Source organism: Pseudomonas sp. 2hn (genome assembly GCF_019646095.1).
Classification (GTDB): Bacteria; Pseudomonadota; Gammaproteobacteria; order Pseudomonadales; family Pseudomonadaceae; genus Aquipseudomonas; species Aquipseudomonas peradeniyensis.
In genome coordinates, this window is the sequence record NZ_CP081016.1 from 1,111,641 (window position 1) to 1,137,564 (window position 25,924).

Here is a 25,924-nt window from a genome sequence, read left to right on the forward strand (position 1 = left end):
CATGGCAACACTCGAACTTCGCAATGTGCACAAGACCTACGGTGTGGGCCTGCCGGACACGCTCAAGGATATCCAGCTGGCAATCAAGGACGGCGAGTTCCTGATTCTGGTCGGCCCCTCGGGCTGTGGCAAGTCGACACTGATGAACTGCATCGCTGGCCTTGAGAGCATCAGCGGCGGGGCGATCCTCATCGACGATGAGGACGTCAGTGGCATGAGCCCCAAGGACCGCGACATCGCCATGGTGTTTCAGTCCTACGCGCTGTACCCGACCATGAACGTGCGCGACAACATCGCCTTCGGCCTGAAGATCCGCAAGATGCCCCAGGCCGCTATTGACGAAGAGGTGGCGCGAGTCGCCAAGCTGCTGCAGATCGAGCACCTGCTCGAGCGTAAACCGGGGCAGCTGTCCGGCGGCCAGCAACAGCGCGTGGCCATGGGCCGGGCGCTGGCGCGGCGGCCGAAGATCTACCTGTTCGACGAGCCGCTGTCGAACCTCGACGCCAAGCTGCGGGTGGAGATGCGCACCGAGATCAAGCTGATGCACCAGCGCCTGAAAACCACCACGGTGTATGTCACCCACGACCAGATCGAGGCGATGACGCTCGGTGACAAGGTAGCGGTGATGAAGGACGGCATCATCCAGCAATTCGGCACGCCGCAGCAGATCTACAACGATCCGGCCAACCTGTTCGTCGCCAGCTTCATCGGCTCGCCGCCGATGAACTTCATCCCGGTGCGCCTGACCCGGCAGGACGGGCGCGTGCTGGCGCTGCTCGACAGCGGCCAGGCGCGTTGCGAGCTGCCGCTGGGCGCGGCGGCAGACGAGCTGGAAGGCCGCGAGATCATCCTCGGCGTGCGCCCGGAGCAGATCACCCTGGGCGCGGAGCAGGGCAATGGCCTGCCGGGCATCCGCGCCGAAGTGCAGGTCACCGAACCTACCGGGCCGGACTTGCTGGTGTTCGTCACCCTCAACCAGACCAAGGTCTGCTGCCGCCTGGCACCGGATGTGGCATGCCGGGTCGGCGACAGCCTCAACCTGCAGTTCGACCCGGCGCGGGTGCTGCTGTTCGACGCCGGCAGCGGCGAACGCCTGGACCTTGCCGCCACCGCCGTAAAGGACAACGTGACGCGTTTCAAAGGCCGCTAAACCGGACACGGTCCCTGTAGGAGCGGCCTTGCGCCGCGAAAGGGCTGCGAAGCGGCCCCAGGGTCTTGGCATCCTTCAGGATTGCTGGGGCTGCTATGCAGCCCTTTCGCGGCACAAGGCCGCTCCTACAGAAGAACGCCGTTAAACCGTTCTGTTAATAACAAGAAAAGAGGACGCAAAGGGATGGAACATCGCAATCGCATCAGGACGCTGGGCTCACTGGCACTGCTGGCCGTGGTCGGCAGCAGCGGGGCCCAGGCCGCCGAGGCTTTCTCGTCGGAATCGAAATGGATGACCGGCGACTGGGGCGGCACCCGCACCGAGTTGCTGGAGAAGGGCTACGACTTCACCCTCGACTACGTCGGCGAGGTGGCCGGCAACCTTAACGGCGGCTACAACGACGACAAGACCGCGCGCTACAGCGACCAGTTCGCCCTGGGCGCGCACCTGGACCTGGAGAAGATCTTCGGCTGGAAGGACACCGAGTTCAAACTGGCGATCACCGAGCGTAGCGGCCGCAACCTGTCCAACGACCGCATCAGCGACCCGCGCGCCGGGCAGTTCAGCTCGGTGCAGGAGGTCTGGGGCCGGGGCCAGACCTGGCGCCTGACCCAGATGTGGATCAAGCAGAAGTACTTCGACGGCGCGCTGGACGTGAAATTCGGCCGCTTCGGCGAGGGCGAGGACTTCAACAGCTTCCCCTGTGACTTCCAGAACCTGGCGTTCTGCGGCTCGCAGGTGGGCAACTGGGTCGGCGGCATCTGGTACAACTGGCCGGTCAGCCAGTGGGCGTTGCGGGTCAAGTACAACATCACCCCGGAATTCTTCGTCCAGGTCGGCGCCTACGAGCAGAACCCGTCGAACCTTGAGACCGGCAACGGCTTCAAGCTCAGCGGCAGCGGCACCAAGGGCGCGATCCTGCCGGTGGAGGCGGTGTGGTCGCCGAAGGTCAACGGCCTGCCGGGCGAGTACCGCCTGGGCTACTACTACAGCACCGCCAAGGCCGACGACGTCTACGACGACATCAACGGCAACCCGCAGGCGCTGACCGGCGCGGCGTTCAAGTCGCACTCCAGCAAGCACGGCTGGTGGGTGGTGGCGCAGCAGCAGGTCACCGCCCATGCCGGCGACGTCAATCGTGGCCTGAGCCTGTTCGCCAACTTCACCGTGCACGACAAGGCCACCAACGTGGTCGACAACTACCAGCAGGTCGGCCTGGTCTACAAGGGCGCCTTCGACGCCCGGCCCAAGGACGACATCGGCTTCGGCATCGCCCGCATCCACGTCAACGACGACGTGAAGAAGCGCGCCGAGCTGCTCAATGCCCAGAGCGGTATCAACGACTACGACAACCCGGGCTTCGCGCCGTTGCAGCGCACCGAGTACAACGCCGAGCTCTACTACGGCTTCCACGTCACCAACTGGCTGACCGTGCGCCCGAACCTGCAGTACATCAAGAGCCCGGGCGGTGTGGACGAGGTGGATAACGCGCTGGTCGCGGGGTTGAAGATTCAGTCGTCATTCTGAGAAAAATTGTTGTAAATTTACGCCATCCATCTCGACCTCCCGCTAACCACTGGCCAGCAGTGGTTAGCGGGCACGGGGCGAGACAGCGCTATCTCGAACAACAAAAGAGCTCGGAACCATGCCTGAACATCCGCTACATCGCTTCTTCACCTCGCAACGGCCCAGGCCGACCTTCGAGTGGGAGCGTTACCAGCAGCGCGATGTGCTGATCATCGACCACCCACGCTGCCAGGCGGTGTTCAGCCGTCAGGGCGCGCAGCTGCTGCATTTCCAGCCGGCCGGCGAGAAGCCCTGGCTGTGGTGCGCCGAGCAGTGGCCGCAGGTGGGCGCCATCCGTGGGGGCGTGCCGGTATGCTGGCCATGGTATGGCCGTCACCCCAGCGAGGACCTGTGGCCGGCCCACGGCTGGGCGCGCCTGCTGGACTGGAAGCTGGTGGACAGCCTTGAGGACGAGCAGGGCGTGACCCTGAAGTGGCGCCTGGACCTGTGCGACTGGCAGGTCGACCTGCACGCCCGGCTTGGCGCGAGCATGGAGCTGAGCCTCTGCACCGAGCACCAGGACAGCGAGCCCTGCCAGCTGAGTCATGCGCTGCTGGCCTACTGGCGAATCAGCGACGTGTCGAAGATAGCGCTGTCCGGGCTCGAGGATATCCAAGGCTACGATCGCCTCAATCGCCAGGTTTGCCGCGAGGATGGCGCGCTGACCCTCAAGGGCGGCTGCCAGAAGGTCTACCCCGGTACACCCAAGGTGCAGTTGCAGGACCCGGCCTGGCAGCGCGAGCTGTGCATCGACACCGGCGACAGCGACGACACCGTGGTCTGGCACCCGGGCAATCGCCCGTTGATGGGCGTGACCGGGCGCGAATGCCAGGGCTTTGTCTGCGTCGAGGCGGCCAGTGGCAGTGGCGAGGGCCTGAGCCTGGCGCCGGGGGAGCGGGCGCACCTGCGGCTGCAGGCGCACCGGCTCAGTTGAGGTCGTCGTCCTCGATCGGGTAGCGACTGGCGTTGAGGCTTTCCTTGATCTTGCGCAGGTGCGGCTGGAAGTCCACGCCGCGGCGCAGGGTCATGCCGGTAGCGAGCACGTCGAGCACGGTGAGCTGGATGATCCGCGAGGTCATCGGCATGTAGATGTCGGTGTCTTCCGGCAGCGGAATGTACAGGCTCAGGCTGCAGGCCTGGGCCAGGGGCGAGCCGGCGGCGGTCAGGCCGAGCACCGAGGCGCCGTTTTCCCGGGCCAGGCGCGCCACCTCGACCAGTTCGCGGGTGCGCCCGGTGTAGGAAATGATCACGAACAGATCGCCGGTGTGGGCCACCGAGGCCAGCATGCGCTGCATCAGTACATCGGCATGGGCCGACACCGCGAGGTTGAAGCGGAAGAACTTGTGCTGGGCGTCGAGGGCCACCGGGGCCGAGGCGCCGAGGCCGAAGAAGTGGATCTGCCGGGCCTGGATCATCATGTCCACGGCGCGGCTGACCTGCTGCGGGTCAAGCGCCTGGCAGGCGCTGTCCAGCGAGGCGATGGCGCTGCCGAAGATCTTCTGGGTGTAGGCGGCCGGATCGTCGTCGGCCTCCACCGCGCGGCTGACATAGGCGGCGCCGCTGGCCAGGCTCTGCGCCAGCTGCAGCTTGAGCTCGGGGTAGCCGCTGACGCCGAACGAGCGGCAGAAGCGGTTGACCGTCGGTTCGCTGACCTTGGCCGCCTGGGCCAGGGCGGCGATGCTGAAACGGGTGGCCTGTTGCGGGTTGAGCAGGATGACTTCGGCGACTTTGCGTTCGGCCTTGTTCAGCTCGTCGAGGCGGCCCTGGATCTGTTCCAGGAGGTTGCGCACGCGGTCCATGGTGTGTCCTTGGGTCGGGAAGCAGGCTTTTTGCGGTGGCGTGTATCGTACTGTCGGTAAGATTGTCACACCACTTGTCTGTAATGGCTGTATTCAATGTTGTGGTTTTTACTACATTAACCCTTGAAAAGCAGGGTTGAAACCGGTATTCCTAGTCCAACATTTATAAAAGAACCAACATCATGGCCGCGATCAGTGTCGAACCCTGCACCTTCGCCCTCTTTGGCGCCCTCGGCGACCTGGCATTGCGCAAGCTGTTTCCCGCGCTCTACCAGCTCGACCGCGCCGACCTCCTGCACCCGGACACCCGCCTGCTGGCCCTGGCCCGCGAGCCGGGCAGCGTGCAGGAACACCTGAACAGCATCGAAGCCCACCTGCGCCGCCATGTGCCGGAGGCCGAGATCGATGCCGCTTCCCTGGGGCGCTTCCTCGGGCGCCTGAGCTACCTGCACCTGGACTTCGTCGAACCCGAGGGCTATCAGGCCCTGGCCGAGCAGGCGCCGAGCGGGCAGCCGCTGATCGCCTACTTCGCCACGGCGGCGGCGGTCTACGGCGCGATCTGCGAGAACCTCGACAAGGCCGGCCTGGCCTCGCGCACCCGCGTGGTGCTGGAAAAACCCATCGGCCACGACCTGGAGTCGTCGCGCCGGGTCAACGACGCAGTGGCGCGGTTCTTCCCCGAGAGCCGGGTCTACCGCATCGACCACTACCTGGGCAAGGAAACGGTACAGAACCTGATCGCCCTGCGCTTCGCCAACAGCCTGTTCGAAACCCAGTGGAACCAGAATTCCATCTCCCATGTGGAGATCACCGTCGCCGAGAAGGTCGGTATCGAGGGCCGCTGGGGTTACTTCGACAAGGCCGGCCAGCTGCGCGACATGATCCAGAACCACCTGTTGCAGCTGCTCTGCCTGATCGCCATGGACCCGCCCAGCGACCTGTCCGCCGACAGCATCCGCGACGAGAAGGTCAAGGTGCTCAAGGCACTGGCGCCGATCACCGGCGAAGGCCTGAGCACCCATGTGGTGCGCGGCCAGTACATTGCCGGCTTCAGCGACGGCAAGCCGGTGCCGGGCTACCTGGAAGAGGACAACGCCAACGCCCAGAGCGACACCGAGACCTTCGTCGCCCTGCGCGCCGATATCCGCAACTGGCGCTGGTCGGGCGTGCCGTTCTACCTGCGCACCGGCAAGCGCATGCCGCAGAAGCTGTCGCAGATCGTCATCCACTTCAAGGAAACTCCGCACTACATCTTCGCTCCGGAACAGCGTTTGCAGATCGGCAACAAGCTGATCATCCGCCTGCAGCCGGACGAAGGCATTTCGCTGCGGGTGATGACCAAGGAGCAGGGCCTGGACAAGGGTATGCAGCTGCGCAGCGGCCCGCTGCAGCTGAACTTCTCCGACACCTGGCGCAGCGCGCGGATTCCGGACGCCTACGAGCGTCTGTTGCTGGAAGTGATGCGCGGTAACCAGAACCTGTTCGTGCGCAAGGACGAGATCGAATACGCGTGGAAATGGTGCGATCAGCTGATCGCCGGCTGGAAGACCAGCGGCGACGCGCCCAAGCCCTATGCGGCCGGTTCCTGGGGGCCGATGAGCTCGATTGCATTGATCACTCGCGATGGGAGGGCCTGGTATGGCGATATCTGAACTGCAACTGCCGGCGACGGTAAAGGCGCATCAGCTGGCTGATGCGAAAACCCTGGCGGCGACCCTGGCCCATGATGTGGCCGAGCGCCTGCGCCAGGCCATCGCCAGCAAGGGCCAGGCGTGCGTGGTGCTGTCCGGCGGTCGCAGCCCGGTGCCGTTTCTCGAGAAACTGGCGGCAGAGGTGCTGGACTGGTCGAAGGTCACCGTGAGCCTGGCGGACGAGCGCTGGGTGCCGGTGGAACACGACGACAGCAACGCCGGCCTGCTGGCCCGCCACCTGCTCAAGGGCGGTGCGGCCAAGGCGCGTTTCATCGGCCTGTACCAGAGCGCCGCGACCCTGGAGGCCGCCGCCGAGCAGGCCGACCAGGTACTCGCCGACCTGCCGCCGATCGATGTGCTGGTGCTGGGCATGGGCGACGACGGCCACACGGCCTCGCTGTTCCCGGCCAGCCCCAACCTGCGCCAAGGCCTGGCCAAGGTCGGCGAGCGTCGCTGCCTGCCGATGCTGGCGCCGAGCGTGCCGCACCAGCGCCTGAGCATGACCCGTGCGCTGCTGGCCAGTGCCGGCTTCATCGCCCTGTCCGTGCAAGGCGCGGGCAAGCTCGCCACCCTGCGTGCCGCCCTGGCGGCCGAAGACCCTACCGAAATGCCGATTCGCGCCTTTCTTCACGACCCCCTGGACATCTACTGGTGCCCATGAGCCAAGGACCCATTGTCATGACCACCCTCGAACGCCCACAGCCTTTGCTCTCGATGGCCGACAAAGCCGCGCGGATCGACGCGATCTGCGACAAGGCGCGCATCCTGCCGGTGATCACCATCGCCCGTGAGGAGGACATCCTGCCCCTGGCCGACGCCCTGGCCGCCGGCGGCATCCGCACCCTGGAAGTGACCCTGCGCTCGCAGCACGGCCTGAAAGCGATCCAGGTGCTGCGCGAGCAGCGTCCCGAACTGTGCGTCGGCGCCGGTACCGTGCTCGACCGTGGCATGTTTGCCGCCGTCGAGGCCGCGGGCGCGCAGTTCGTCGTCACTCCGGGCATCACCCAGGACATTCTCGAGGCGGGCGTGGACAGCGACATTCCGCTGCTGCCGGGCATCAGCACGCCGTCGGAGATCATGATGGGCTACGCCCTCGGCTACCGTCGCTTCAAGCTGTTCCCGGCGGAGATCAGTGGTGGCGTGGCGGCGATCAAGGCCTTTGCCGGCCCGTTCGGCGACATTCGCTTCTGCCCGACCGGCGGGGTGAACCCGGCCAACGTGCGCAACTACATGGCCCTGCCCAATGTGATGTGCGTGGGCGGCACCTGGATGCTCGACAGCAGCTGGATCAAGAACGGCGACTGGGCGCGGATCGAGGCGTGCAGCGCCGAGGCGATGGCGTTGCTGGACTGACAGATTTCGTTGTGTGCTACACGGCTTGTGGGGCGCTTGGTCGGCGCCCCTTTTTTTTGCCTGAAATGTTTGTAGCGCTTGTGCCGGCCTCTTCGCGGGTAAACCCGCTCCCACAGGTACCGTGCGATCCCTGTGGGAGCGGGTTTACCCGCGAAGAGGCCGGCACAGGCAATAAAAAAGCCCGCATCAAGGATGCGGGCTTCGTTCATCGGCGATGGTTTACGCCGCTTTGGCCTGCTGCTGGCTCAGCGAGCGGTTCAGCGCGCTGAACAGCGCCTTGAAGCTGGCGGTGGTGATGTTCTCGTCGATGCCCACGCCGTGCACCGGACGCCCACCGGCCACGCGCAGCTCGATGTAGGCCGCCGCCTTGGCGTTGGTGCCGGCACCGATGGCGTGCTCGTTGTAGTCCATGATCTCCACGCTGACCGGCAAGCCGGCGACCAGCGCTTCCAGGGCGCCATTGCCTTTACCGTGCCAGTGCAGGGTGGTCTCGCCTTCACCGGAGACTTCCACCTGCACGTGGCTGCTGCCGTTCTCTTCCTGCAGACGGTGGCTGACCAGCGCATACGGTGCATTGGCCTGGAGGTATTCCTTCTGCAGCAGCTTGTAGATCTGCTCGGCGGTCATTTCCAGGCCGAGACGGTCGGTCTCGCCCTGTACCACTTGGCTGAACTCGATCTGCATGCGGCGCGGCAAGCTGATGCCGTACTCCTGCTCGAGCAGGTAGGTGATGCCGCCCTTGCCCGACTGGCTGTTGACGCGGATCACCGCCTCGTAGCTGCGGCCGATGTCGGCCGGGTCGATCGGCAGGTACGGCACTTCCCACAGTTCGCCATCCTGCTGCTTGGCGAAGCCCTTGCGGATGGCGTCCTGGTGCGAGCCGGAGAAGGCGGTGTGGACCAGGTCGCCGACGTACGGGTGACGCGGGTGCACCGGCAGCTGGTTGCACTCCTCGACGACCTTGCGCACGCCGTCGATGTCGGAGAAGTCCAGCTGTGGGTCGATGCCCTGGGTGTAGAGGTTCAGGGCGAGGGTGACCAGGTCGACGTTGCCGGTGCGCTCGCCGTTACCGAACAGGCAGCCTTCGGCACGGTCGGCGCCGGCCATCAGGCCCAACTCGGTGGCGGCGATGCCGGTGCCACGGTCGTTGTGGGTGTGCAGGCTGATGATCACGCTGTCGCGACGGTTGATGTTGCGGCAGAACCATTCGATCTGGTCGGCGTAGACGTTCGGCGTGGCGACTTCGACGGTGGCCGGCAGGTTGAGGATGATCTTGTGCTCGGGGGTCGGGTTCCACACTTCGATCACCGCGTCGCACACCTCTTTGGCGAATTCCAGTTCGGTGGCGCTGAAGGTTTCAGGCGAGTACTGGAAGGTCCACTGGGTGTTCGGCTGCTGGGCGGCGTACTTGACGAACAGCTTGGCGGCGTTGACCGCGATGTCCTTCACGCCCTGCTTGTCCTGGTTGAAGACGATGCGGCGGAACGACGGGCAGGTGGCGTTGTACAGGTGCACGATGGCCTTCTTGGCCCCGCGCAGGGACTCGAAGGTACGGGCGATCAGGTCTTCACGGGCCTGGGTCAGCACCTGGATGGTGGTGTCGTCCGGGATGTGGCCTTCTTCGATCAGGGTGCGTACGAAGTCGAAGTCGGTCTGCGAGGCCGACGGGAACGACGCTTCGATCTCCTTCACGCCCACCTGCACCAGGGTCTTCCAGAACCGCAGCTTCTTCTCCGAGTCCATCGGCTCGATCAGCGACTGGTTGCCATCACGCAGGTCGGAACTGCACCAGATCGGTGCCTGGGTGATGGTCTTCGACGGCCAGGTACGGTCGGGCAGGTCGATGGTCGGGAACGCGCGGTATTTCTTCGAAGGGTCTTTGAGCATGGTCATGGAAGCAATCCTTTTTATGTGCGGCCGTGATCGGGCCTGCCAAACGAAAACGAGAGAAAAAGGCGAGGCGACGCGATTCACCCTGGTAGTCGGGCGCTGACCAGGCAGAGGCTGCGGTGTTGTCGGAGCAGGGTGCTGAAGATGTTCATAGGCTCAACCCTAACCAGTGGGTTGGGGGATGGCAAGCACTGCGGGGAAATTGAGAGAAATGCTTAAAAAATGCGATTTCTCGAGATTTTATGGCTGATATTGTTGTTCTGTTCCTTTAATGTTGCGCAGTATTTTTCGATGGCGCAACACAAAGTGATTGATGTTGGCCGTGCCGGCCCCTTCGCGGGTAAACCCGCTCCCACAGGTACGGCGCCATTCCTGTGGGAGCGGGTTTACCCGCGAAGAGGCCGGCCCATATGGCACAGGACTCAGGGCTGGAACGCGCCGATGAAAATCGCCGGATCCACCCGCGCATCGTTGAGGCTGACGTTCCAGTGCATATGTGGCCCGGTGGCCCGGCCGGTCGAGCCCACGCGGCCGACCACCTCGCCCCGGCGCAGCACCTGCCCCGGCTTCACATCGATCTTCGACATGTGGCAGAACATGCTGATGAAGCCCTGGCCATGGTCGACGAACACCGTGCGGCCATTGAAGAAGTAGTCGCCCACCAGGATCACCTTGCCATTGGCCGGGGTCTTGATCGGCGTGCCGGCCGGCACGGCGAAGTCAAGGCCCGCATGAGGGTTTCGCTCCTCACCGTTGAAGAAGCGGCGCACGCCGAACTTGCTCGACAGCGGGCCGTTGACCGGCTTGTCGAGGATCAGGTTGCTCGGCAGGGTCGGGCTGAAACTGCGGTAGGCCTTGACCTGCTCGGCCAGCTCGCGGTCGATGCGCTTGAGGTCCTCGGGCTCGGGGTTGACCTGGCGCTTGTTCTTCAGGGTGATGTGCTGTTCGGGGTATTTCTTGCTGCCCACGCTGAAGCGAATGTCGCGTCCCCCTTGGGTGAGCACGGCGCTGCCGGGCTTCTGGGTGAGCGGTATGCCGACGATGGCCAGCCAGTTGTCCTGCTCCTTCACCACCAGCACCGGCTTGCCGTCGAAGCGGGCGCTCGGCGCGCTGGCGGCCGGCCCCAGGTTGACCACGGCCACGCCGCCGGGCACCGGCTTGTCGAGGGCGCGGGTGATGTAGCTGGCCTGGGCCGCGGTGAGCGGCAGCAGCAGGGCGAGGGCGAGCAGGGGCGCGAACAGGCGGGGCATGTGTCAGTCCAGTAGCGAGAGGGTGACCGGAGTCTGGTGGTTGTCCTCGACCCGCACCTTGAGCTCGCCTTCGTTGAGACGGGCGGTCAGGCGCTGGCCGTTGTGGGTCTGCGCGGCGCTGCGGATGGCCTGGCCGCGCTCGTCGAGGAGGATGCTGTAGCCGCGGGCGAGGGTCGCCAATGGGCTGACCACCTGCAGCGTCTGCAACTGCGCCTGGAAGCGTTGGCGGCGGTCCTTGAGCACGTCGCGCATGGCCCGTGGCAGGCGTTCGGCCAGGCTGTCCAGGCGCTGCTTGAGCAGTTTCAGGTTGCGTCCCGGGTGCTGTGCGGCCAGGCGCATGTCGAGGCGGCCGAGGCGTTCGTGGCGTCGGCTCATGTTCAGCGCGAAGGCACGGCGCAGGCGCATGTCCAGGTCGTCCAGGCGCTGGGCCTGCTGGCGCAGGCGCTCGCCCGGGTGGCGCAGGCGCCGGGCCAGGCCCTCGACGCGCAGGCGGTCATGGGCCAGGCGGCTCTGCATGCGCAGCAACAGGCGTCGCTGCAGGCTGTCCAGGCGCTGCTGCAGCCCGCTGTTGTCGGGGGCGAGCAGTTCGGCGGCGGCTGATGGTGTGGGCGCACGCACGTCGGCGACGAAGTCGCTGATCGACACGTCGGTTTCATGTCCCACGGCGCTGACGATCGGCGTCACGCAGGCGGCCACGGCACGGGCCACGGCCTCTTCGTTGAAGCACCAGAGGTCTTCCAGCGAGCCGCCGCCACGGGCCAGGATCAGCGCGTCGAAGCCTTGCCGGTCGGCCATCTGCAGGGCATGGACGATCTGTGCGATGGCCTCGCGGCCTTGCACGGCGGTAGGGATCAGGTTCAGTTCGACCTGCGGCGCGCGGCGCCGGAACACGCTGATGATGTCGCGGATCACCGCGCCGGTGGGCGAGGTGACGATGCCGATGCGCCGCGGATGCGCCGGCAGCGGCTGCTTACGTTCGGTGCTGAACAGCCCCTCGGCGCCGAGCTTTTCCTTCAGCGCCTCGAAGGCCAGGCGCAAGGCGCCGTCACCGGCCGGTTCGACGGTGTCGAGGATCAGCTGGTAGTCGCCGCGGCCCTCGAACAGCGAAACCTTGCCGCGCACCTTCACCGCCAGGCCGTCACGCAGGGCCTGGCGCACGCGGGCGGCGTTCTGCCGGAACAGCGCGCAGCGGATCTGCGCGCCGCTGTCCTTGAGGGTGAAATACATGTGGCCGGAGGCCGGGCGGGCGAGGTTGGAAATCTCGCCTTCCACCCAGACGCTGCGGAACACGTCCTCGAGCAGCACGCGGGCGCGGCCGTTGAGCTGGCTGACGGTGAGGACCTCGCGGTCCAGGCCGAGTCGTTCGAAAGGGTCTCTGATCATGCCGGGCATCATAAAGGACCGAAGGCCTGGTTGTCTGTGCCGGCCTCATCGCGGGGCAAGCCCGCTCCCACGCTCATCCGACCTAGGGCGTGGGAGCGGGCTTGCCCCGCGATAGAGGCTTTCAGCCTTGCATGATCGCCACGAACTGACGCACCAACTCCCCGGCATCCCGGCGACAAGCCAGCGCCACGGTGCTTTGGCACGCCTCGGCTAGCGACACGAAACGTACCGCCGGCGGGGCGATCTCGCGCATGCTCTGGGGCAGCAACGCCACCCCGAACCCAGCCTGGATCAGCTGCAGTTGGGTGGTCTTGCGCGATACCACCTGCGCCGCCTGGGGAAAGAATCCCTCGTTCATGCACAGCGATGCCGACAGGTAGCTCAACCCGCCGCGCTGACGATGGGGTATGGAAATGAAGCGTTCCTCGCGCAGTTGCCCCAGCCGAACACTGCCCGCCGTGGCCAGTGGGTGGCTTGCCGCTACCGCCAGCAGTAGGGGCTCGTCGAACAGCGCATGCAGTTCCACGCCCTCGTGCTGGCGCAGCACCGGCAGGCGCAGCAGGCCGATCTCCAAACGGCCCTCGGCGATGTCCTCCAGTTGCGCCTCCGACGATTGCTGGGCGATCTCCAGGGAGACGCCGGGGTTGTCCTCCAGGTAACCGCCGAGGCGCTGCAGCAGTTGGCCTGTCAACGGCACGGTACTGGAGTGGTTCAGCCGCAGGCTGCCGCGCAGGCCCTGGCCGACCTCGCGTGCCAGGCGTTCGGCTTTGTCCAGATCGGCCAGCAGGCGCCGGGCGCGGTCGAGGAAGGCGACTCCGGCGGCGGTCAGCCGTGGCTGGCGGGCGGTGCGTTCGAACAGCGCGGACCCCAGGTGCAGCTCCAGTTCCTTGATCTGTCGGCTGAGGGCTGACTGGGCGATGTACAGCCGCTCGGCGGCGGCGCTGAAGCTGCCGGCCTCGGCGATTTCGACGAAGTAGCGCAGTTGGCGGATCGAGGTCATGTCATGCCTTTTCAAGATGGCTCATGGCGTAAAGGCATATTAGTCGGCATGGCTTGTCGCTGGCTAACCTTCCAGGGTCTCCCAAGGAATTGTCGCGATGTTCGCTCAACTGTCGTTTTCCACGCTCGACTGGCTACCCATCCTGCTGGGGGTGGGGGTGGCCTATATCGTCTTCGGCATCGCCGGCTTCGGCACCGCGCTGGTCGCCGGCCCCGTGCTTATCCATTTCATGCCGCTGTCGCGGATCGTTCCGTTGCTGGTGCTGCTGGACTTCGTCGCCGCCTTCGGCAACCTGCTGCCGTCGCGGCGCGACGTGGTGCGCGGCGAACTGCTCAGGCTGCTGCCGTTCATGGCCGTGGGCTGCACGCTGGGCGTGGTGTTCCTGCTGCGCCTGAAGTCGGATGTGCTGCTGTTGCTGATGGGGCTGTTCGTCACCGCCTATGCGGTCTATGGCCTGGCGGTGAAGGTGCGGCCGGCGAGCCTGTCGGGCGCCTGGGCGGTGCCCATGGGCACGGTGGGTGGCTTGTTCGGCGCCCTGTTCGGCAGTGGTGGTTTTTTATACGCGATCTACCTCAGCGCACGGTTGGAAGCCAAGGAGCAGGTGCGAGCGACCCAGGTCGCGCTGATCAGTTGCAGCACGGTGGTGCGCCTGTCGCTGTTCCTGATCGCCGGGGTGTATGCCGACGCCAGCCTGTTGCAGTTGGCCGCCTGCCTGCTGCCGGTGATGTTCGTCGGTACCTGGCTGGGCCGACGGCTGACCCTGAGGCTGTCCCGCGAGGCCTTCGTACGGCTGGTCACCTGGCTGGTGCTGGCCAGCGGCCTGGCGTTGATCGGTCGCTACCTGAGCGCCTGAGCAGGCGGTAGAATTGCGCCACTACCGCAGTTCGCAGGCCCGCCTCAAGCATGAACACCCAGAGCATCATCGTCCCCAAGCTGTCCACCGTGCCGGTTCACGAAGCTCGTGCCCGCGCCATCCTGCGCTGGCTGGTGCGCGAAAAGATCGTCGAGGAGCAACTGAGCACCTGTGGCCGCACCGGCAACCGCATGGGGCATGCCCTGGCCGAAGGGGCGCGCAAGGTGGCCCTGCACCCCGATAAGCTGCCGTTCGGCGCACAGGTCAATGGCCTGGAGGTGATGCTCAAGCGCTGCATCTACACCCCCACCGACGGTTTTCTCGAGGAGGCTGGCTGCCCGGAATGCCGGCGCGAGGTAGGCGAGCCGCTGTTCGAGAGCCTGGAGGAGTGGATGCCGGGGGTGAGCGACAACTTCACCTGCCCGCTGTGCGGCTTCGAGGACGACATCAATGGCTTTCTCTACCTGCAGCCGTGTGCCTTTTCCAACCTGGGGTTCATCTTCAATAACTGGGGCGAGGCCGGGTTCACCCAGGCCTTCCTCGACAGCTTCGCCGACTGGCTGGACCAGCCGGTGGCGGTGGTGCAGGTAAAACTGCCGCAAGGCTGACCGAAGGCCCTTATTTTGCATTGAGCGGCGCGCCATGGATGGGTATAATGGCGCGCTTCCATTTTTCCCTCCCGGGAGCCCCCGCGATGCTGCGTATCAGCCAAGAAGCCCTGACCTTCGACGATATCCTCCTTGTACCTGGCTACTCCGAGGTACTGCCCAATGAAGTCAGTCTCAAGACCCGTTTGACTCGTGGCATCGAGCTGAACATTCCCCTGGTCTCCGCCGCCATGGATACCGTGACCGAAGCGCGCCTGGCCATCGCCATGGCCCAGGAAGGCGGCATCGGCATCATCCACAAGAACATGACCATCGAGCAGCAGGCCGGCGAAGTACGCAAGGTCAAGAAGTTCGAGGCTGGCGTGGTCAAGGACCCGATCACCATCGACGCCGACGCCACCGTGCGCGACCTGTTCGACCTGACCCGCCTGAACAACATCTCCGGCGTTCCGGTGCTGGCGAACGGCGACCTGGTCGGCATCGTCACCTCCCGTGACGTGCGCTTCGAAACCCGCCTGGACGCCAAGGTCCGCGACGTGATGACCCCCAAAGAGCGTCTGGTCACCGTCCGCGAAGGCGCCGACAAGAACGAAGTCCGCGAGCTGCTGCACAAGCACCGCCTGGAAAAAGTCCTGATCGTCGACGACAAGTTCGCCCTCAAGGGCATGATGACCGTCAAGGACATCGAAAAAGCCAAGGCCTACCCGCTGGCCAGCAAGGACGACCAGGGTCGCCTGCGCGTCGGCGCCGCGGTCGGCACCGGCAAGGACACCGGCGAGCGCGTTGCCGCCCTGGTAGCCGCCGGCGTTGACGTGGTGGTGGTGGACACCGCCCACGGTCACTCCAAGGGCGTGATCGACCGCGTTCGCTGGGTCAAGGAAACCTACCCGCAAGTGCAGGTGATCGGCGGCAACATCGCCACCGGCGCCGCCGCCAAGGCCCTGGCTGAAGCTGGCGCCGACGCGGTCAAGGTCGGTATCGGCCCGGGCTCGATCTGCACCACCCGTATCGTCGCCGGTGTCGGCGTGCCGCAGATCAGCGCCATCGCCAACGTCGCTGCCGCACTGGAAGGCACTGGCGTGCCGCTGATCGCCGACGGCGGCATCCGTTTCTCGGGTGACCTGTCCAAGGCCATCGTAGCCGGCGCTTCCTGCGTGATGATGGGCTCGATGTTCGCTGGTACCGAAGAAGCCCCGGGTGAAGTCGAACTGTTCCAGGGCCGTTCCTACAAGGCTTACCGTGGCATGGGCTCGCTGGGTGCCATGGCACAGGCGCAAGGCTCCTCCGACCGTTACTTCCAGGACTCCTCGGCCGGTGCCGAGAAGTTGGTACCGGAAGGCATCGAAGGCCGCGTGCCGTACAAGGGCGCCCTGGCCGCGATCATCCACCAGCTGATGGGCGGCCTGCGTTCGTCCATGGGCTACACCGGCAGCGCGACCATCGAAGAGATGCGCACCAAGCCGGAGTTCGTGCGCATCACCGGTGCCGGCATGGCCGAGTCCCACGTGCATGACGTGCAGATCACCAAAGAAGCCCCTAACTACCGCGTAGGCTAAGGCTTCCAGCAATTACCGAACGGGGCTGTCATACACAGCCCCGCGTCGTTTCCGATTTCCACTGACGAGATTGAGTCATGGCCCTCGACATTCACGCTCACCGTATCCTGATCCTCGATTTCGGTTCCCAGTACACCCAGCTGATCGCCCGCCGCGTGCGCGAGATCGGCGTGTACTGCGAACTGCACCCGTTCGACATGGACGATGAAGCGATCCGCGAATTCAACCCGCGCGGCATCATCCTGGCCGGTGGCCCCGAGTCGGTCCACGAAGCCAACAGCCCACGCGCCCCGCAGGCCGTGTTCGACCTGAAGGTGCCGGTGCTGGGCATTTGCTACGGCATGCAGACCATGGCCGAGCAGATGGGCGGCAAGGTCGAAGGTTCCGACCTGCGCGAGTTCGGTTACGCCCGTGTCGACGTGGTCGGCAAGAGCCGCCTGCTCGACGGCATCGAAGACCATGTCGATGACGACGGCGTACTGGGTCTGGACGTGTGGATGAGCCACGGCGACAAGGTCACCCAGATGCCGGGCAACTTCAGCGTACTGGCCAGCACCCCGAGCTGCCCGATCGCCGGCATGTACGACGATGCCCTGGGCTACTACGGCGTGCAGTTCCACCCGGAAGTGACCCACACCAAGCAAGGCGGTCGCATCCTGTCGCGCTTCGTCCAGGACATCTGTGGCTGTGAAGCCCTGTGGACTGCCTCGAACATCGTTGAAGACGCCATCGCCCAGGTACGCGCACAGGTCGGTTCGGCCAACGTCCTGCTGGGCCTGTCCGGTGGTGTCGACTCCTCCGTGGTTGCCGCGCTGCTGCACCGTGCCATCGGCGACCAGCTGACCTGCGTGTTCGTCGACAACGGCCTGCTGCGCCTGCACGAAGGCGACCAGGTGATGGCCATGTTCAAGGAGAACATGGGCGTCAAGGTCATCCGCGCCGATGCCGAGAAGCAGTTCCTCGATAACCTGGAAGGCGAAGCGGACCCTGAGAAGAAGCGCAAGATCATCGGTCGCACCTTCATCGACGTGTTTGACGCCGAAGCCAGCAAACTGGACAACATCCAGTTCCTCGCCCAGGGCACCATCTACCCCGACGTGATCGAGTCGGCCGGCGCCAAGAGCGGCAAGGCTCACGTGATCAAGTCGCACCACAACGTCGGTGGCCTGCCGGAGGAGATGAACCTCAAGCTGGTCGAGCCGCTGCGCGAGCTGTTCAAGGACGAAGTGCGCAAGATCGGCCTGGAACTGGGCCTGCCGTACGACATGGTCTACCGCCACCCGTTCCCGGGCCCGGGCCTGGGCGTGCGCATCCTCGGTGAAGTGAAGAAGGAATACGCCGACATCCTGCGTCGCGCCGACCACATCTTCATCGAAGAACTGCGCAAGGCCGACTGGTACCACAAGACCAGCCAGGCGTTCGTGGTGTTCCAGCCGGTCAAGTCGGTCGGCGTCGTCGGCGACGGCCGTCGCTACGCCTGGGTCGTGGCCCTGCGTGCCGTCGAGACCGTGGACTTCATGACCGCGCGCTGGGCGCACCTGCCGTACGAGCTGCTGGAAACCGTCAGCGGCCGTATCATCAACGAAATCGACGGTATCTCCCGCGTCACCTATGACGTGTCGAGCAAGCCGCCAGCGACCATCGAGTGGGAATGATCCCGACTCGCGGTTGAATGAAACGGGCCTGCATTGCAGGCCCGTTTTTTTTGGGGGGGCTGAACCCTACTCAGCCCCGGGAGAATGCCCAAAATACGCCTTGTAGGCATGGCAGAAATTGGCCGGGTTGGCGTAGCCGACATGATAGGCAACCTGCGATACCTGCCAGCGACGCTCCAGCAGCAGGGCGCGGGCCAGCTCCATTCTCTGTTGCCGAACATACTGCAAGAGCGACCGACCGTATTCGTGGCTGAAAGCGCGGCGCAAGGTGGTCTCGCTCACCCCCAGCTGGCGAGCGAGTGCGGCAGCAGTGGGCGGTGCGTTCAGGTTTTCATCGAGCTGGCGGCGCGTTTCAATGGCCAGGTCGCGGCGCCCCCGGTCTTGACTCTTCTCTGCGGATCTGTGCCCGATCAGGTGGCTGGCCAGTTCCAGCAAGATGGCCAAGCTCAGGCTCTCGCAATGCAGGCGCCTGAGTCCGCCGGTATAGGGTGACAGATACAGCTGCCGGAACAGGCGGCTCACCGCTGGACACTGCGGTAGCTGGTCGAAGCGCATGCCGTCGGCGACAAGTGCCAACAGGGGCTTGAGCTGCGCGTCCTCCCGGGCCAGCTCTTGCAGGTAATCGCCGGCAATACGTACTCCGGCCATGCGGGCATGACTGTTGGCGGGCAGTTGGTCCTGCGCCTCCAGGCTTTCACCCAGGCTCAGCATGTGCAACTGGCCAGGGGCATAACTGTTGAGCCTTCCGTCCACCGTGTGCTGCCACGCCCCGTCGAACACCTGCACGATGCACAGGCTTTGCGGCAGCACCTTGTCGATCCTCAGCGGCTCTGGAAACTGCAGGTTGCAATCGAAGTATTGCAACCCGCTGTGTACCGTCTGCGCCCGATAGTGGCCGGTCGCGCTACCCATCACTCGCGCGCTGCTCGCATCCAGTACACCAGCATCAGCGAGTGACCCGGGGCTATCGAATGAAAAGTCGGTGTCGAGGTAGGGGCTGATCGATCGCATGTGCGCTTGGCATCCTTGGCTGAGGGCGGCATGGCCGCGAATGGTAACGCGTGCACATTTTCAGCGACAGCCGTTGTGTGCAGGGTGCTGTCTGTTGTGCAAGCCGGTCAGCGGGGTTGGCTAGTCGGGCCAGGCTTATTTCAATGGGCGTTTGTTTCGATTCAGGATGGAAAAGACATGCTCGCTTATCGCAAATGGACAGCCCTGGTGGTGGCTGCGCTCGCCCTGTGGCTGGGCCAGGTTCACGCTGAACAACGGCCGGAAGTGGCCGACCAGGTAGTTGCCTACATGGGGGCGCAAGGGACCAAGGTGTGGACGCTGCGTATCGGTGAACGTGCCGCCAACGAAGCGCTGGTACAAATCGAAGGCATCGATCACGACTGGAACATGCGCATCCAGAAAATGCAGGTGGAGAAGACCAGCAAGGACACCCGCTACTCCACCACCGTGGACGGCAAGAAGTACGTGGTGCTGATCATCCAGGGCAACTGGGGCGGCGAGTTGAACCTGCCGGGTGAGGCGCAGACACAGCAGGTCGGCTATTCGGAAGGGCTGTCGCGTGAGGGCAATGCCCAGGCGTTCCTTACCGATTATCTGGCAGCACAGAACACGGAGGCGCAATGATCATGAGCGAGTTCAACGACCCGCTGTCCGAACTGTCTGGCTCGCTGGGCCAGGACTACGAGCAAAGCCGTGCCGCCCAGCGCGACCGAGTGATCGCTGAGCTCAAGCAGGTAATCGAGCGCGTGCCCGAGCAGAGCGAGTTCACCAACTCCCGGCGTTACCGGATCTGGGGGCCAGTATTGTTGCTGGGTGCACTGATTATCACGGCCGTGACCTTCAACCCGGAACGCTTGGGGGCGGTTGCAGCAGGTGTCTTCATCACCTTGATCGCAGCAGCGGTGACCTGGCAACACCGTAATGCCGGTACCCAGGTCTTCATGCGCTTGACCCGCCGGCAGTTGTTCGTCGATACGCTGGATGCACCGGTAGACCTGGCGGAAGTGGAGGACGTTTCGGTCAAGGATGAAGGGCTGGTCATGGTACAGACGCTGGAAATGAGCAGCGAAGCCGTCCTGCCAAAGCATCATGTGGTGAAACTGCAGTTCTTCGGTAACCAGGCCATGGTGTTGAAGAAACCGCGACCGCAGATCCGCATCATGTCCGCAGGCCTGGCCAGCAACGGACGCAAGCTGGGGAACGAGGAAGTGCTCGCGCTGCTGGCAGCCTACCGCGATGCGGCACATGCGCAACGGCAACTGGATCTGTTGCAGAACGATGGATAACGGCGAACGCGAAGCCCACCTCGCGTACCTGCAGGCTCAGGCTGATGGCCCCACCGACAACTTCGTACTGCTGGAGCATTCGCTCGGCAAGGCGCTGGCATGTGCCGTGATTGGCCTGTTGTTCGGCGCGCTGGGCATATGGCTGACCGCTCTGGCGGTGCGGTTCAGTCCCGGTGCCAGCAGCGGTGTCATCTGGCTGATGTCTGGTTTCGGCCTCGGCCTGGCCGGCGTCGGGGTGGCGGGACTGGCCTGTGCCGTCGTGCTATACCGCCGGCACGGCAAGCGGGTGCTCAGCGTGACACCAGATACCCTGTGCTTCGCCAACGCGCAGGCGCCGACCCCACTGGACGCCTTCGACGGCTTCGAGGTCGAGCAGGGTTACTTCACTACCCGGCTGATCTTTACCGTGTCGGCGTTCAGCCATGCACCAGTGCTGGCACCGGCCTGTTTCAGGGCGCTGGCCTCACCTGACGCGGTGGTCGTCGCGGGCGGCTTGCGCGTCAGGCTGTGGTTGTGCACGCCCGTCGTGGCCGGGCGCCGCCTTGGCCTGCAGGAACTGGTGGATCTGTTTTATGCCTATGTGCAAGCGGCCCAGGCCAGGCGTACGTTGGCGCAGCTGTTTCCGGGTGTGGCGCGTCTGGGTGAAGCGGCCAGATGAGCCTGAACGTGACCATTGGCGCTCTGGGGCAATGAAGCGCTTCGGTTGGGGCCTGATCCTGCTGCTGTTGCCTCTGGTGCTGTTTGGCTGGGGTAAAGTGCAGTACTGGCGGGCTGACACGGCGCAGGATCAGGCCCTGACCATACGGCAATGGCTGGCTGCCCCCAATGAGACGTTGCTACGCCAATTGCCGTGGGAAGCCCGCAAGGAGCTTGCCAGGCATGTCGATCCGCGGCAGGCCCTGCAGCGTCAACTGGACCTGCTCGATGCGGATCGTCACTGGGTAAGCGTACGCAAGGTGATGGCCAGTGTGAGCTGCTGGCTGGCAGTGGCCGCTCTGCTGGCAGGCCTCTGGGCCTGGCTCAAGCTGAAGTTGGCTGCCTGGCGGGCGCTGCGCTCTGCGGCCTACCTGTATGAACGCATGATGGCCAACTGGCAGGCCTTGGGCTGTTGCTTGAGTCTCTACATGGTCATGCTTGCTGGTTCGCTGTGCCTGTTGCTGCTCTATGAGGCCAGTTCCGGAGCAAGCCGCGCAGCGCAGGGCGGCATGACGGTGCTGGTCGTGGTGCTGCCGCTGGCCTCAGTCCTGGTTGTGTGTGTTCGCCAGGTCTGGCGAATGCGTCGGCACTGGCCGCTGATGCAGTCTCCGACCGCCAGTTTTCTCGCCCGCCCGCTAGGCAGGCAGGCGACGCCAGCGGTGTGGCAGTGGATCGAGACCTTGGCAACACAACTGCACGCGCCTGTCCCGGACCATATCGTGGTCGGCCTTGACCAGGGTTTTTTCGTCACCAGCGTTCCGATCCTGCTGCAGCCCGGTGGGCAGGTCCTCAGGGGGCGCACGTTGTATCTGCCTTTACCTTGCCTGGCCGCCTTGAGCCAGGCCGAGGCGGCCTCGGTCATCGGTCACGAACTGGGCCACTTCAGGCGCCGTGATACGGAGCGGGGCAGCGAAACCAGTGCGCGTTTCAGCCTGATGTGCGCGCATTATTCGGCCATGGTCGGCGACGAGGATGCTCCGCGCTGGGTGGTTCGGCCCACCTTGTGGCTGGCCGGGCAGTTCTTGCACCATTTTCAGCTTGCGGTTCATCACTGGGGGCGTGCACAGGAATTGCTGGCTGATCGGGCAGGTGCCGAGGTCGCTGGCCCGAAGCTGTTCGTACAGGCGCTGTTACGGGTGATTGCCCTGGGGCGGGTGATCGACGGCTTGTTGGTCGCACACGGTGGCAGCAACCTTTTGCGGGCGCTGGCGGCGCACCTGCAAGGCACGCCGTTGCAACTGGGCGAGGAAGTGCTGGGGCTGGCCACTACCCATCCATTCGATACGCACCCCGACCTCGCCACGCGCCTGAACAACCTGGACATCCTGCTCGACCCACAATTGCTGCAGGCCGCCTTGCGCGTGCCGTCCGCTGATGACCAGCAGTGGTTCAATGACCTTTGTCTGGCTCCAGGCAGCACTTGTGATAGCAAGGCTGCGGGCAGCATCCAAAGAGACTTCACTTAATATTTCCCATTTGCAGGTGTATCGTATTCGCCCTTCATCGCCAGCCATGCTGGCAGCTTGATTGCGCAGAACACGAGGTACCCGCACCAATGTCCTTCACCCGTCGACAAATGCTCAAGGGCCTGACCGGCCTTGCAGTGGTAGGCCTGGGCGCCGGAGGCGCGGCGCGTTACTGGCTCGGCAAGGTCGAAGACGACAACGCCGGGCACGATTATGAACTGATCGCCGCGCCCCTGGACGTCGAGCTGGTGCCGGGCTTCAAGACCGAGGCCTGGGCCTTCGGCCCGTCGGCGCCGGGTACCGAGCTGCGGGTGCGCCAGGGCACCTGGCTGCGGGTGCGCTTCATCAACCATCTGCCCGTCGAGACCACCATCCACTGGCACGGCATCCGCCTGCCGTTGGAGATGGACGGTGTGCCCTATGTCTCGCAGTTGCCGGTCAAGCCGGGCGAATACTTCGACTACAAGTTCAAGGTGCCGGACGCCGGCAGCTACTGGTATCACCCGCATGTCAGCAGCTCCGAGGAGCTGGGCCGCGGTCTGGTCGGGCCGTTGATCGTCGAGGAGCGCGAGCCCACGGGCTTCCGGCATGAGCGCACTCTGAGCCTGAAGAACTGGCACGTGGACGAGCAGGGCGCCTGGCTGCCGTTCAGCATTCCCCGCGAGGCGGCCCGCAACGGCACCGCTGGGCGCCTGATTACCATCAACGGCCAGGCTGACTCGGTTACCGAGCTGCCGGCCGGGCAGGTGGTGCGGGTGCGGCTGCTGAACCTGGACAACACCTGGACCTACCGCTTGAACCTCAAGGGTAACTGCGAGGCGATGATCTACGCCCTCGATGGCAACCCGATCACTCCGCGGCCGCTGGACGACGAGTACTGGCTCGGGCCGGGCATGCGCATCTGCCTGGCGATCCGCATCCCCGAGGCGGGTGAAGAGATCTCCTTGCGTGATGGCTTCGTGCGCCTGGGCACCCTGCGTTCGGTGGCCAGCAGCGAGGCGCCCGGCGACTGGCCCAAGGCCCTGCCGCCGAACCCGGTGGCCGAGCCGGACCTGGAGAACGCCGAAAAGCTCAACTTCAATTTCGAATGGGTCGGCAAGGTCTCGGTGAACACCGAGAACGGCAAGCCGCCGAGCCTGTGGCAGATCAACGGCCAGGCCTGGGACATCACCGACAAGACCTGCGCCGATCGGCCGATCGCCACGCTGCAGAAGGGCAAGAGCTACATTCTCGAGCTGAAGAACATGACCCAGTACCAGCACCCGATCCACCTGCATGGCATGAGTTTCAAGGTGATCGCCTCCAATCGGCGCAAGATCGTCGAGCCGTGGTTCACCGACACCTACCTGCTGGGCAAGAACGAACGGGCGCAGGTGGCGCTGGTGGCGGACAACCCGGGTACCTGGATGTTCCACTGCCACGTCATCGACCACATGGAAACCGGCCTGATGGCCGCGATCGCGGTGGTCTGATGCGACCGCAGATCATCGATCGCAGCCGCGACCAGGAATTCATGCGCCTGGCCCTCGATTTGGCGGCCCAGGGCGCGGCCCTGGGCGAGGTGCCGGTGGGCGCGGTACTGGTGCAGCATGGCCAGGTGATCGGCCAGGGTTTCAACCGACCGATCATCGACAGCGACCCCAGCGCTCACGCCGAAATGGTGGCGATCCGCGCCGCGGCCAAGTCCGCCAGCAACTACCGGCTGCCGGGCAGCACGCTGTACGTGACCCTGGAGCCGTGCAGCATGTGCGCGGGGCTGATCGTCCATTCGCGGGTGGCGCGGGTGGTCTATGGGGCGCTGGAGCCCAAGGCGGGGATCGTGCAGAGCCAGGGGCAGTTCTTCAGCCAGGGGTTTCTCAACCATCGGGTGATGTTCGAGGGTGGGGTGCTGGCAGAGGAGTGCGGAACGATCTTGAGTGAGTTCTTCAAGGCGCGGCGGGCGAAAGCCTAGCTGACACGATCCTTGTAGGAGCGGTCTCGTGCCGCGAAAGGGCCGCAAAGCGGCCCCAGCGATCTTTGCTCAACTCTGAAATCCTGGGGCCGCTGCGCAGCCCTTTCGCGGCACAAGGCCGCTCCTACAAAGGACGGTGGTGTGTCACATCGGCGGCGACTGATCCGCCGGCTTGTCCTTGTTCACCGCCGGCACATGCAGGTTGCCTTCGGCCACCTGGCCTTCGAGCTGCGGCTGTGTGACCCAGGTGAGGATGTCGTAGTAGCGGCGGATGTTGGCCACGAAGTGTACCGGCTCGCCGCCGCGGGCGTAGCCGTACTTGGTCTTGCTGTACCACTGCTTTTGCGACAGGCGCGGCAGCATCTTCTTCACATCCAGCCACTTGTTCGGGTTCAGGCCTTCGCGCCTGGCCAGGGTGCGGGCGTCTTCCAGGTGGCCGCTGCCGACGTTGTAGGCGGCCAGGGCGAACCAGGTGCGGTCCGGCTCCTTGATGCTGTCGTCGAGCTGGTCCTTGACCAGCATGAAGTACTTGGCGCCGCCCTGGATGCTCTGCCTGGGGTCCAGGCGGTTGGACACGCCCATGGCCTGGGCGGTGCGCTGGGTCAGCATCATCAGGCCGCGCACGCCGGTCTTGGAAGTGACCTCGGGCTGCCACATCGATTCCTGGTAGCCGATCGCGGCGAGCAGGCGCCAGTCGACCTGCTCGACCTTGGAGCTGGTCTTGAAGTGCTTTTCATACTTGGGCAGGCGCTGCTGCAGGTGCTGGGCGAAGGTGTAGGCGCCGACGTAGCCGAGTACGTCGACATGGCCGTAGTAACGGTCTTTCAGCCGCTGCAGGGTGCCGTTCTTCTGCGACTTGTCGAGAAACTCGTTGATCTCGTTGAGCAGGCTGTTGTCTTCGCCGGCGGCCACCGCCCAGCGCTGGTCGCGGGTGTCGCCCAGGTCGAAGGCCACGCGCACGTTGGGGAAGTACACCTGGTTCATGGCCAGCTCGTTGGAGTCGACCAGGGTCAGGTCGATCTGGCCCTCGTCGACCATGCGCAGCAGGTCGACCACCTCGACGGCGTCGGACTCCTCGTACTCCAGCCCCGGGTTCTGCTTTTTCAGCTCGGCGAGCTGGTCGGCGTGGCTGCTGCCCTTGAGCACCATGATCTTCTTGCCCACCAGGCCCTTGGCGCTGGTCGGCCGCGAGCGGCCATTGCGGTAGATGACCTGTGGGGTCACCTCGAGGTAAGGGTGGGAGAACTTCGCCTGGGCGGCGCGGCGTTCGCTGCTGACCAGGCCGGCGGCGGCCAGCACCGGGCCGGACGGCTTGCCCAGCTGGTCGAACAGCTCGTCGAGGTTGTCGGCGGTCTCGATCTCCAGCTTCACGCCCAGGTCGTCGGCGAAGCGCTTGACCAGTTCGTATTCGAAACCGGTTTCGCCGTTGCGGTCCTGGAAATAGGTGGCCGGGCTGTTGCGGGTAATCACGCGCAATACGCCATCCTCCTTGACGCGTTCGAGGGTGCTGGGTTTTTCAACGCAGGCACCGAGCATCAGGAAGAGTCCGGTTGCGAGGAGCCATCTGGCGCATCGCTGGCGCAAAGCAGTGTGGGCGAACATAGGGTGCAGTATACGCAAAGGACCGGCGGCGCCATATCTCGACAATGGTTGGCAGGTCTGCTAGCAGGTTCTGTGCAGCAGCGGCTCGATTCCTTTGTAGGAGCGGCCTTGTGCCGCGATGGGCTGCGCAGCGGCCCCCAAAGGTTTTCCCAGCGCGG

Annotated in this window: 23 protein-coding genes; 16 read left to right on the top strand and 7 right to left on the bottom strand. The window is 64.8% G+C overall.

What is annotated here, in order from left to right; genetic code table 11:
- The first annotated feature begins 1 nt into the window (after nt 1).
- The 3 genes from K2O50_RS05180 (at nt 2) to K2O50_RS05190 (ending at nt 3,650) form a co-directional block, all read left to right on the top strand.
- Nucleotides 2-1,150 carry an ABC transporter ATP-binding protein gene (locus K2O50_RS05180; RefSeq protein WP_050704145.1) on the top strand — a complete coding sequence of 383 codons (1,149 nt, stop codon included), beginning with the start codon at nt 2-4 and terminating at the stop codon, nt 1,148-1,150.
- Nucleotides 1,151-1,333: 183 nt separating this feature from the next.
- Nucleotides 1,334-2,677, top strand: coding sequence for a carbohydrate porin (locus tag K2O50_RS05185; protein ID WP_050704146.1), 1,344 nt, complete (start codon nt 1,334-1,336; stop codon nt 2,675-2,677).
- 118 nt (nt 2,678-2,795) lie between these two features.
- Nucleotides 2,796-3,650: a D-hexose-6-phosphate mutarotase gene (locus K2O50_RS05190; protein WP_050704147.1), complete on the top strand. Its 855-nt coding sequence runs from the start codon at nt 2,796-2,798 to the stop codon at nt 3,648-3,650.
- On the opposite strand, the gene hexR is transcribed toward K2O50_RS05190, so the two are convergent.
- Nucleotides 3,643-4,506 carry a DNA-binding transcriptional regulator HexR gene (gene hexR, locus K2O50_RS05195; RefSeq protein WP_177330822.1) on the bottom strand — a complete coding sequence of 288 codons (864 nt, stop codon included), beginning with the start codon at nt 4,504-4,506 and terminating at the stop codon, nt 3,643-3,645. The two genes, K2O50_RS05190 and hexR, sit on opposite strands and share 8 nt — an antisense overlap.
- Nucleotides 4,507-4,697: 191 nt before the next feature.
- Between hexR and zwf the strand changes: the two genes are divergently transcribed.
- Genes zwf through K2O50_RS05210 form a run of 3 tightly spaced genes read left to right on the top strand, consistent with a single transcriptional unit; the run spans nt 4,698 to nt 7,559 of the window.
- Nucleotides 4,698-6,167 (top strand): glucose-6-phosphate dehydrogenase, encoded by a 1,470-nt coding sequence (gene zwf / locus K2O50_RS05200; protein ID WP_050704149.1) that lies wholly within the window; start codon nt 4,698-4,700, stop codon nt 6,165-6,167.
- On the top strand, nt 6,154-6,867 hold the full coding sequence (gene pgl / locus K2O50_RS05205) for a 6-phosphogluconolactonase (protein WP_050704150.1): 714 nt from the start codon (nt 6,154-6,156) through the stop codon (nt 6,865-6,867). Before zwf ends, pgl begins: the two co-directional genes overlap by 14 nt.
- Before the next feature lie 17 nt (nt 6,868-6,884).
- Nucleotides 6,885-7,559 carry a bifunctional 4-hydroxy-2-oxoglutarate aldolase/2-dehydro-3-deoxy-phosphogluconate aldolase gene (locus K2O50_RS05210; protein WP_050704151.1) on the top strand — a complete coding sequence of 225 codons (675 nt, stop codon included), beginning with the start codon at nt 6,885-6,887 and terminating at the stop codon, nt 7,557-7,559.
- A gap of 219 nt (nt 7,560-7,778) precedes the next feature.
- Here the strand turns inward: K2O50_RS05210 and leuA are convergent, their stop codons facing one another.
- The 4 genes from leuA to K2O50_RS05230 form a co-directional block, all read right to left on the bottom strand.
- The gene (gene leuA / locus K2O50_RS05215) at nt 7,779-9,452 is read right to left on the bottom strand and encodes a 2-isopropylmalate synthase (protein WP_050704152.1); all 1,674 of its coding nucleotides are present in this window, start codon (nt 9,450-9,452) and stop codon (nt 7,779-7,781) included.
- Between the two features lie 419 nt (nt 9,453-9,871).
- Nucleotides 9,872-10,699 (bottom strand): M23 family metallopeptidase, encoded by an 828-nt coding sequence (locus K2O50_RS05220; protein ID WP_050704153.1) that lies wholly within the window; start codon nt 10,697-10,699, stop codon nt 9,872-9,874.
- Nucleotides 10,700-10,702: 3 nt separating this feature from the next.
- Nucleotides 10,703-12,082: an exodeoxyribonuclease VII large subunit gene (gene xseA, locus K2O50_RS05225; RefSeq protein ID WP_050704214.1), complete on the bottom strand. Its 1,380-nt coding sequence runs from the start codon at nt 12,080-12,082 to the stop codon at nt 10,703-10,705.
- A gap of 121 nt (nt 12,083-12,203) precedes the next feature.
- Nucleotides 12,204-13,082: a LysR family transcriptional regulator gene (locus K2O50_RS05230; RefSeq protein ID WP_050704154.1), complete on the bottom strand. Its 879-nt coding sequence runs from the start codon at nt 13,080-13,082 to the stop codon at nt 12,204-12,206.
- 97 nt (nt 13,083-13,179) lie between these two features.
- On the opposite strand from K2O50_RS05230, the gene K2O50_RS05235 reads away from it, so the two are divergent.
- From K2O50_RS05235 to guaA, 4 genes are all read left to right on the top strand, one after another.
- Complete coding sequence (locus K2O50_RS05235; protein ID WP_050704155.1) at nt 13,180-13,935, top strand: sulfite exporter TauE/SafE family protein; 756 nt, start codon at nt 13,180-13,182, stop codon at nt 13,933-13,935.
- Nucleotides 13,936-13,985: 50 nt separating this feature from the next.
- The gene (locus K2O50_RS05240) at nt 13,986-14,543 is read left to right on the top strand and encodes a hypothetical protein (RefSeq protein ID WP_050704156.1); all 558 of its coding nucleotides are present in this window, start codon (nt 13,986-13,988) and stop codon (nt 14,541-14,543) included.
- Between the two features lie 86 nt (nt 14,544-14,629).
- On the top strand, nt 14,630-16,099 hold the full coding sequence (gene guaB / locus K2O50_RS05245; protein ID WP_050704157.1) for an IMP dehydrogenase: 1,470 nt from the start codon (nt 14,630-14,632) through the stop codon (nt 16,097-16,099).
- A gap of 77 nt (nt 16,100-16,176) precedes the next feature.
- Nucleotides 16,177-17,754: a glutamine-hydrolyzing GMP synthase gene (gene guaA / locus K2O50_RS05250; protein ID WP_050704158.1), complete on the top strand. Its 1,578-nt coding sequence runs from the start codon at nt 16,177-16,179 to the stop codon at nt 17,752-17,754.
- Nucleotides 17,755-17,820: 66 nt separating this feature from the next.
- Here guaA and K2O50_RS05255 read toward each other — a convergent pair whose 3' ends face one another.
- On the bottom strand, nt 17,821-18,765 hold the full coding sequence (locus K2O50_RS05255) for a helix-turn-helix transcriptional regulator (RefSeq protein WP_050704159.1): 945 nt from the start codon (nt 18,763-18,765) through the stop codon (nt 17,821-17,823).
- A 177-nt stretch (nt 18,766-18,942) separates the two neighbouring features.
- On the opposite strand from K2O50_RS05255, the gene K2O50_RS05260 reads away from it, so the two are divergent.
- The 6 genes from K2O50_RS05260 (at nt 18,943) to tadA (ending at nt 24,164) form a co-directional block, all read left to right on the top strand.
- Nucleotides 18,943-19,389: a hypothetical protein gene (locus K2O50_RS05260; protein WP_050704160.1), complete on the top strand. Its 447-nt coding sequence runs from the start codon at nt 18,943-18,945 to the stop codon at nt 19,387-19,389.
- Between the two features lie 2 nt (nt 19,390-19,391).
- Nucleotides 19,392-20,051, top strand: coding sequence for a hypothetical protein (locus tag K2O50_RS05265; RefSeq protein ID WP_082337649.1), 660 nt, complete (start codon nt 19,392-19,394; stop codon nt 20,049-20,051).
- Nucleotides 20,011-20,709, top strand: coding sequence for a hypothetical protein (locus K2O50_RS05270; RefSeq protein ID WP_050704216.1), 699 nt, complete (start codon nt 20,011-20,013; stop codon nt 20,707-20,709). The genes K2O50_RS05265 and K2O50_RS05270 overlap by 41 nt, the downstream gene beginning before the upstream one ends.
- 31 nt (nt 20,710-20,740) lie before the next feature.
- Entirely contained in the window at nt 20,741-22,213 is a 1,473-nt protein-coding gene (locus K2O50_RS05275) for a M48 family metallopeptidase (protein WP_050704161.1), read from the top strand.
- Between the two features lie 89 nt (nt 22,214-22,302).
- Nucleotides 22,303-23,685 (top strand): multicopper oxidase family protein, encoded by a 1,383-nt coding sequence (locus tag K2O50_RS05280; protein ID WP_050704162.1) that lies wholly within the window; start codon nt 22,303-22,305, stop codon nt 23,683-23,685.
- Entirely contained in the window at nt 23,685-24,164 is a 480-nt protein-coding gene (gene tadA / locus K2O50_RS05285) for a tRNA adenosine(34) deaminase TadA (protein ID WP_050704163.1), read from the top strand. The genes K2O50_RS05280 and tadA overlap by 1 nt, the downstream gene beginning before the upstream one ends.
- A 144-nt stretch (nt 24,165-24,308) precedes the next feature.
- Here tadA and mltF read toward each other — a convergent pair whose 3' ends face one another.
- Nucleotides 24,309-25,766 carry a membrane-bound lytic murein transglycosylase MltF gene (mltF, locus tag K2O50_RS05290; RefSeq protein WP_050704164.1) on the bottom strand — a complete coding sequence of 486 codons (1,458 nt, stop codon included), beginning with the start codon at nt 25,764-25,766 and terminating at the stop codon, nt 24,309-24,311.
- Between the last annotated feature and the right edge of the window lie 158 nt (nt 25,767-25,924).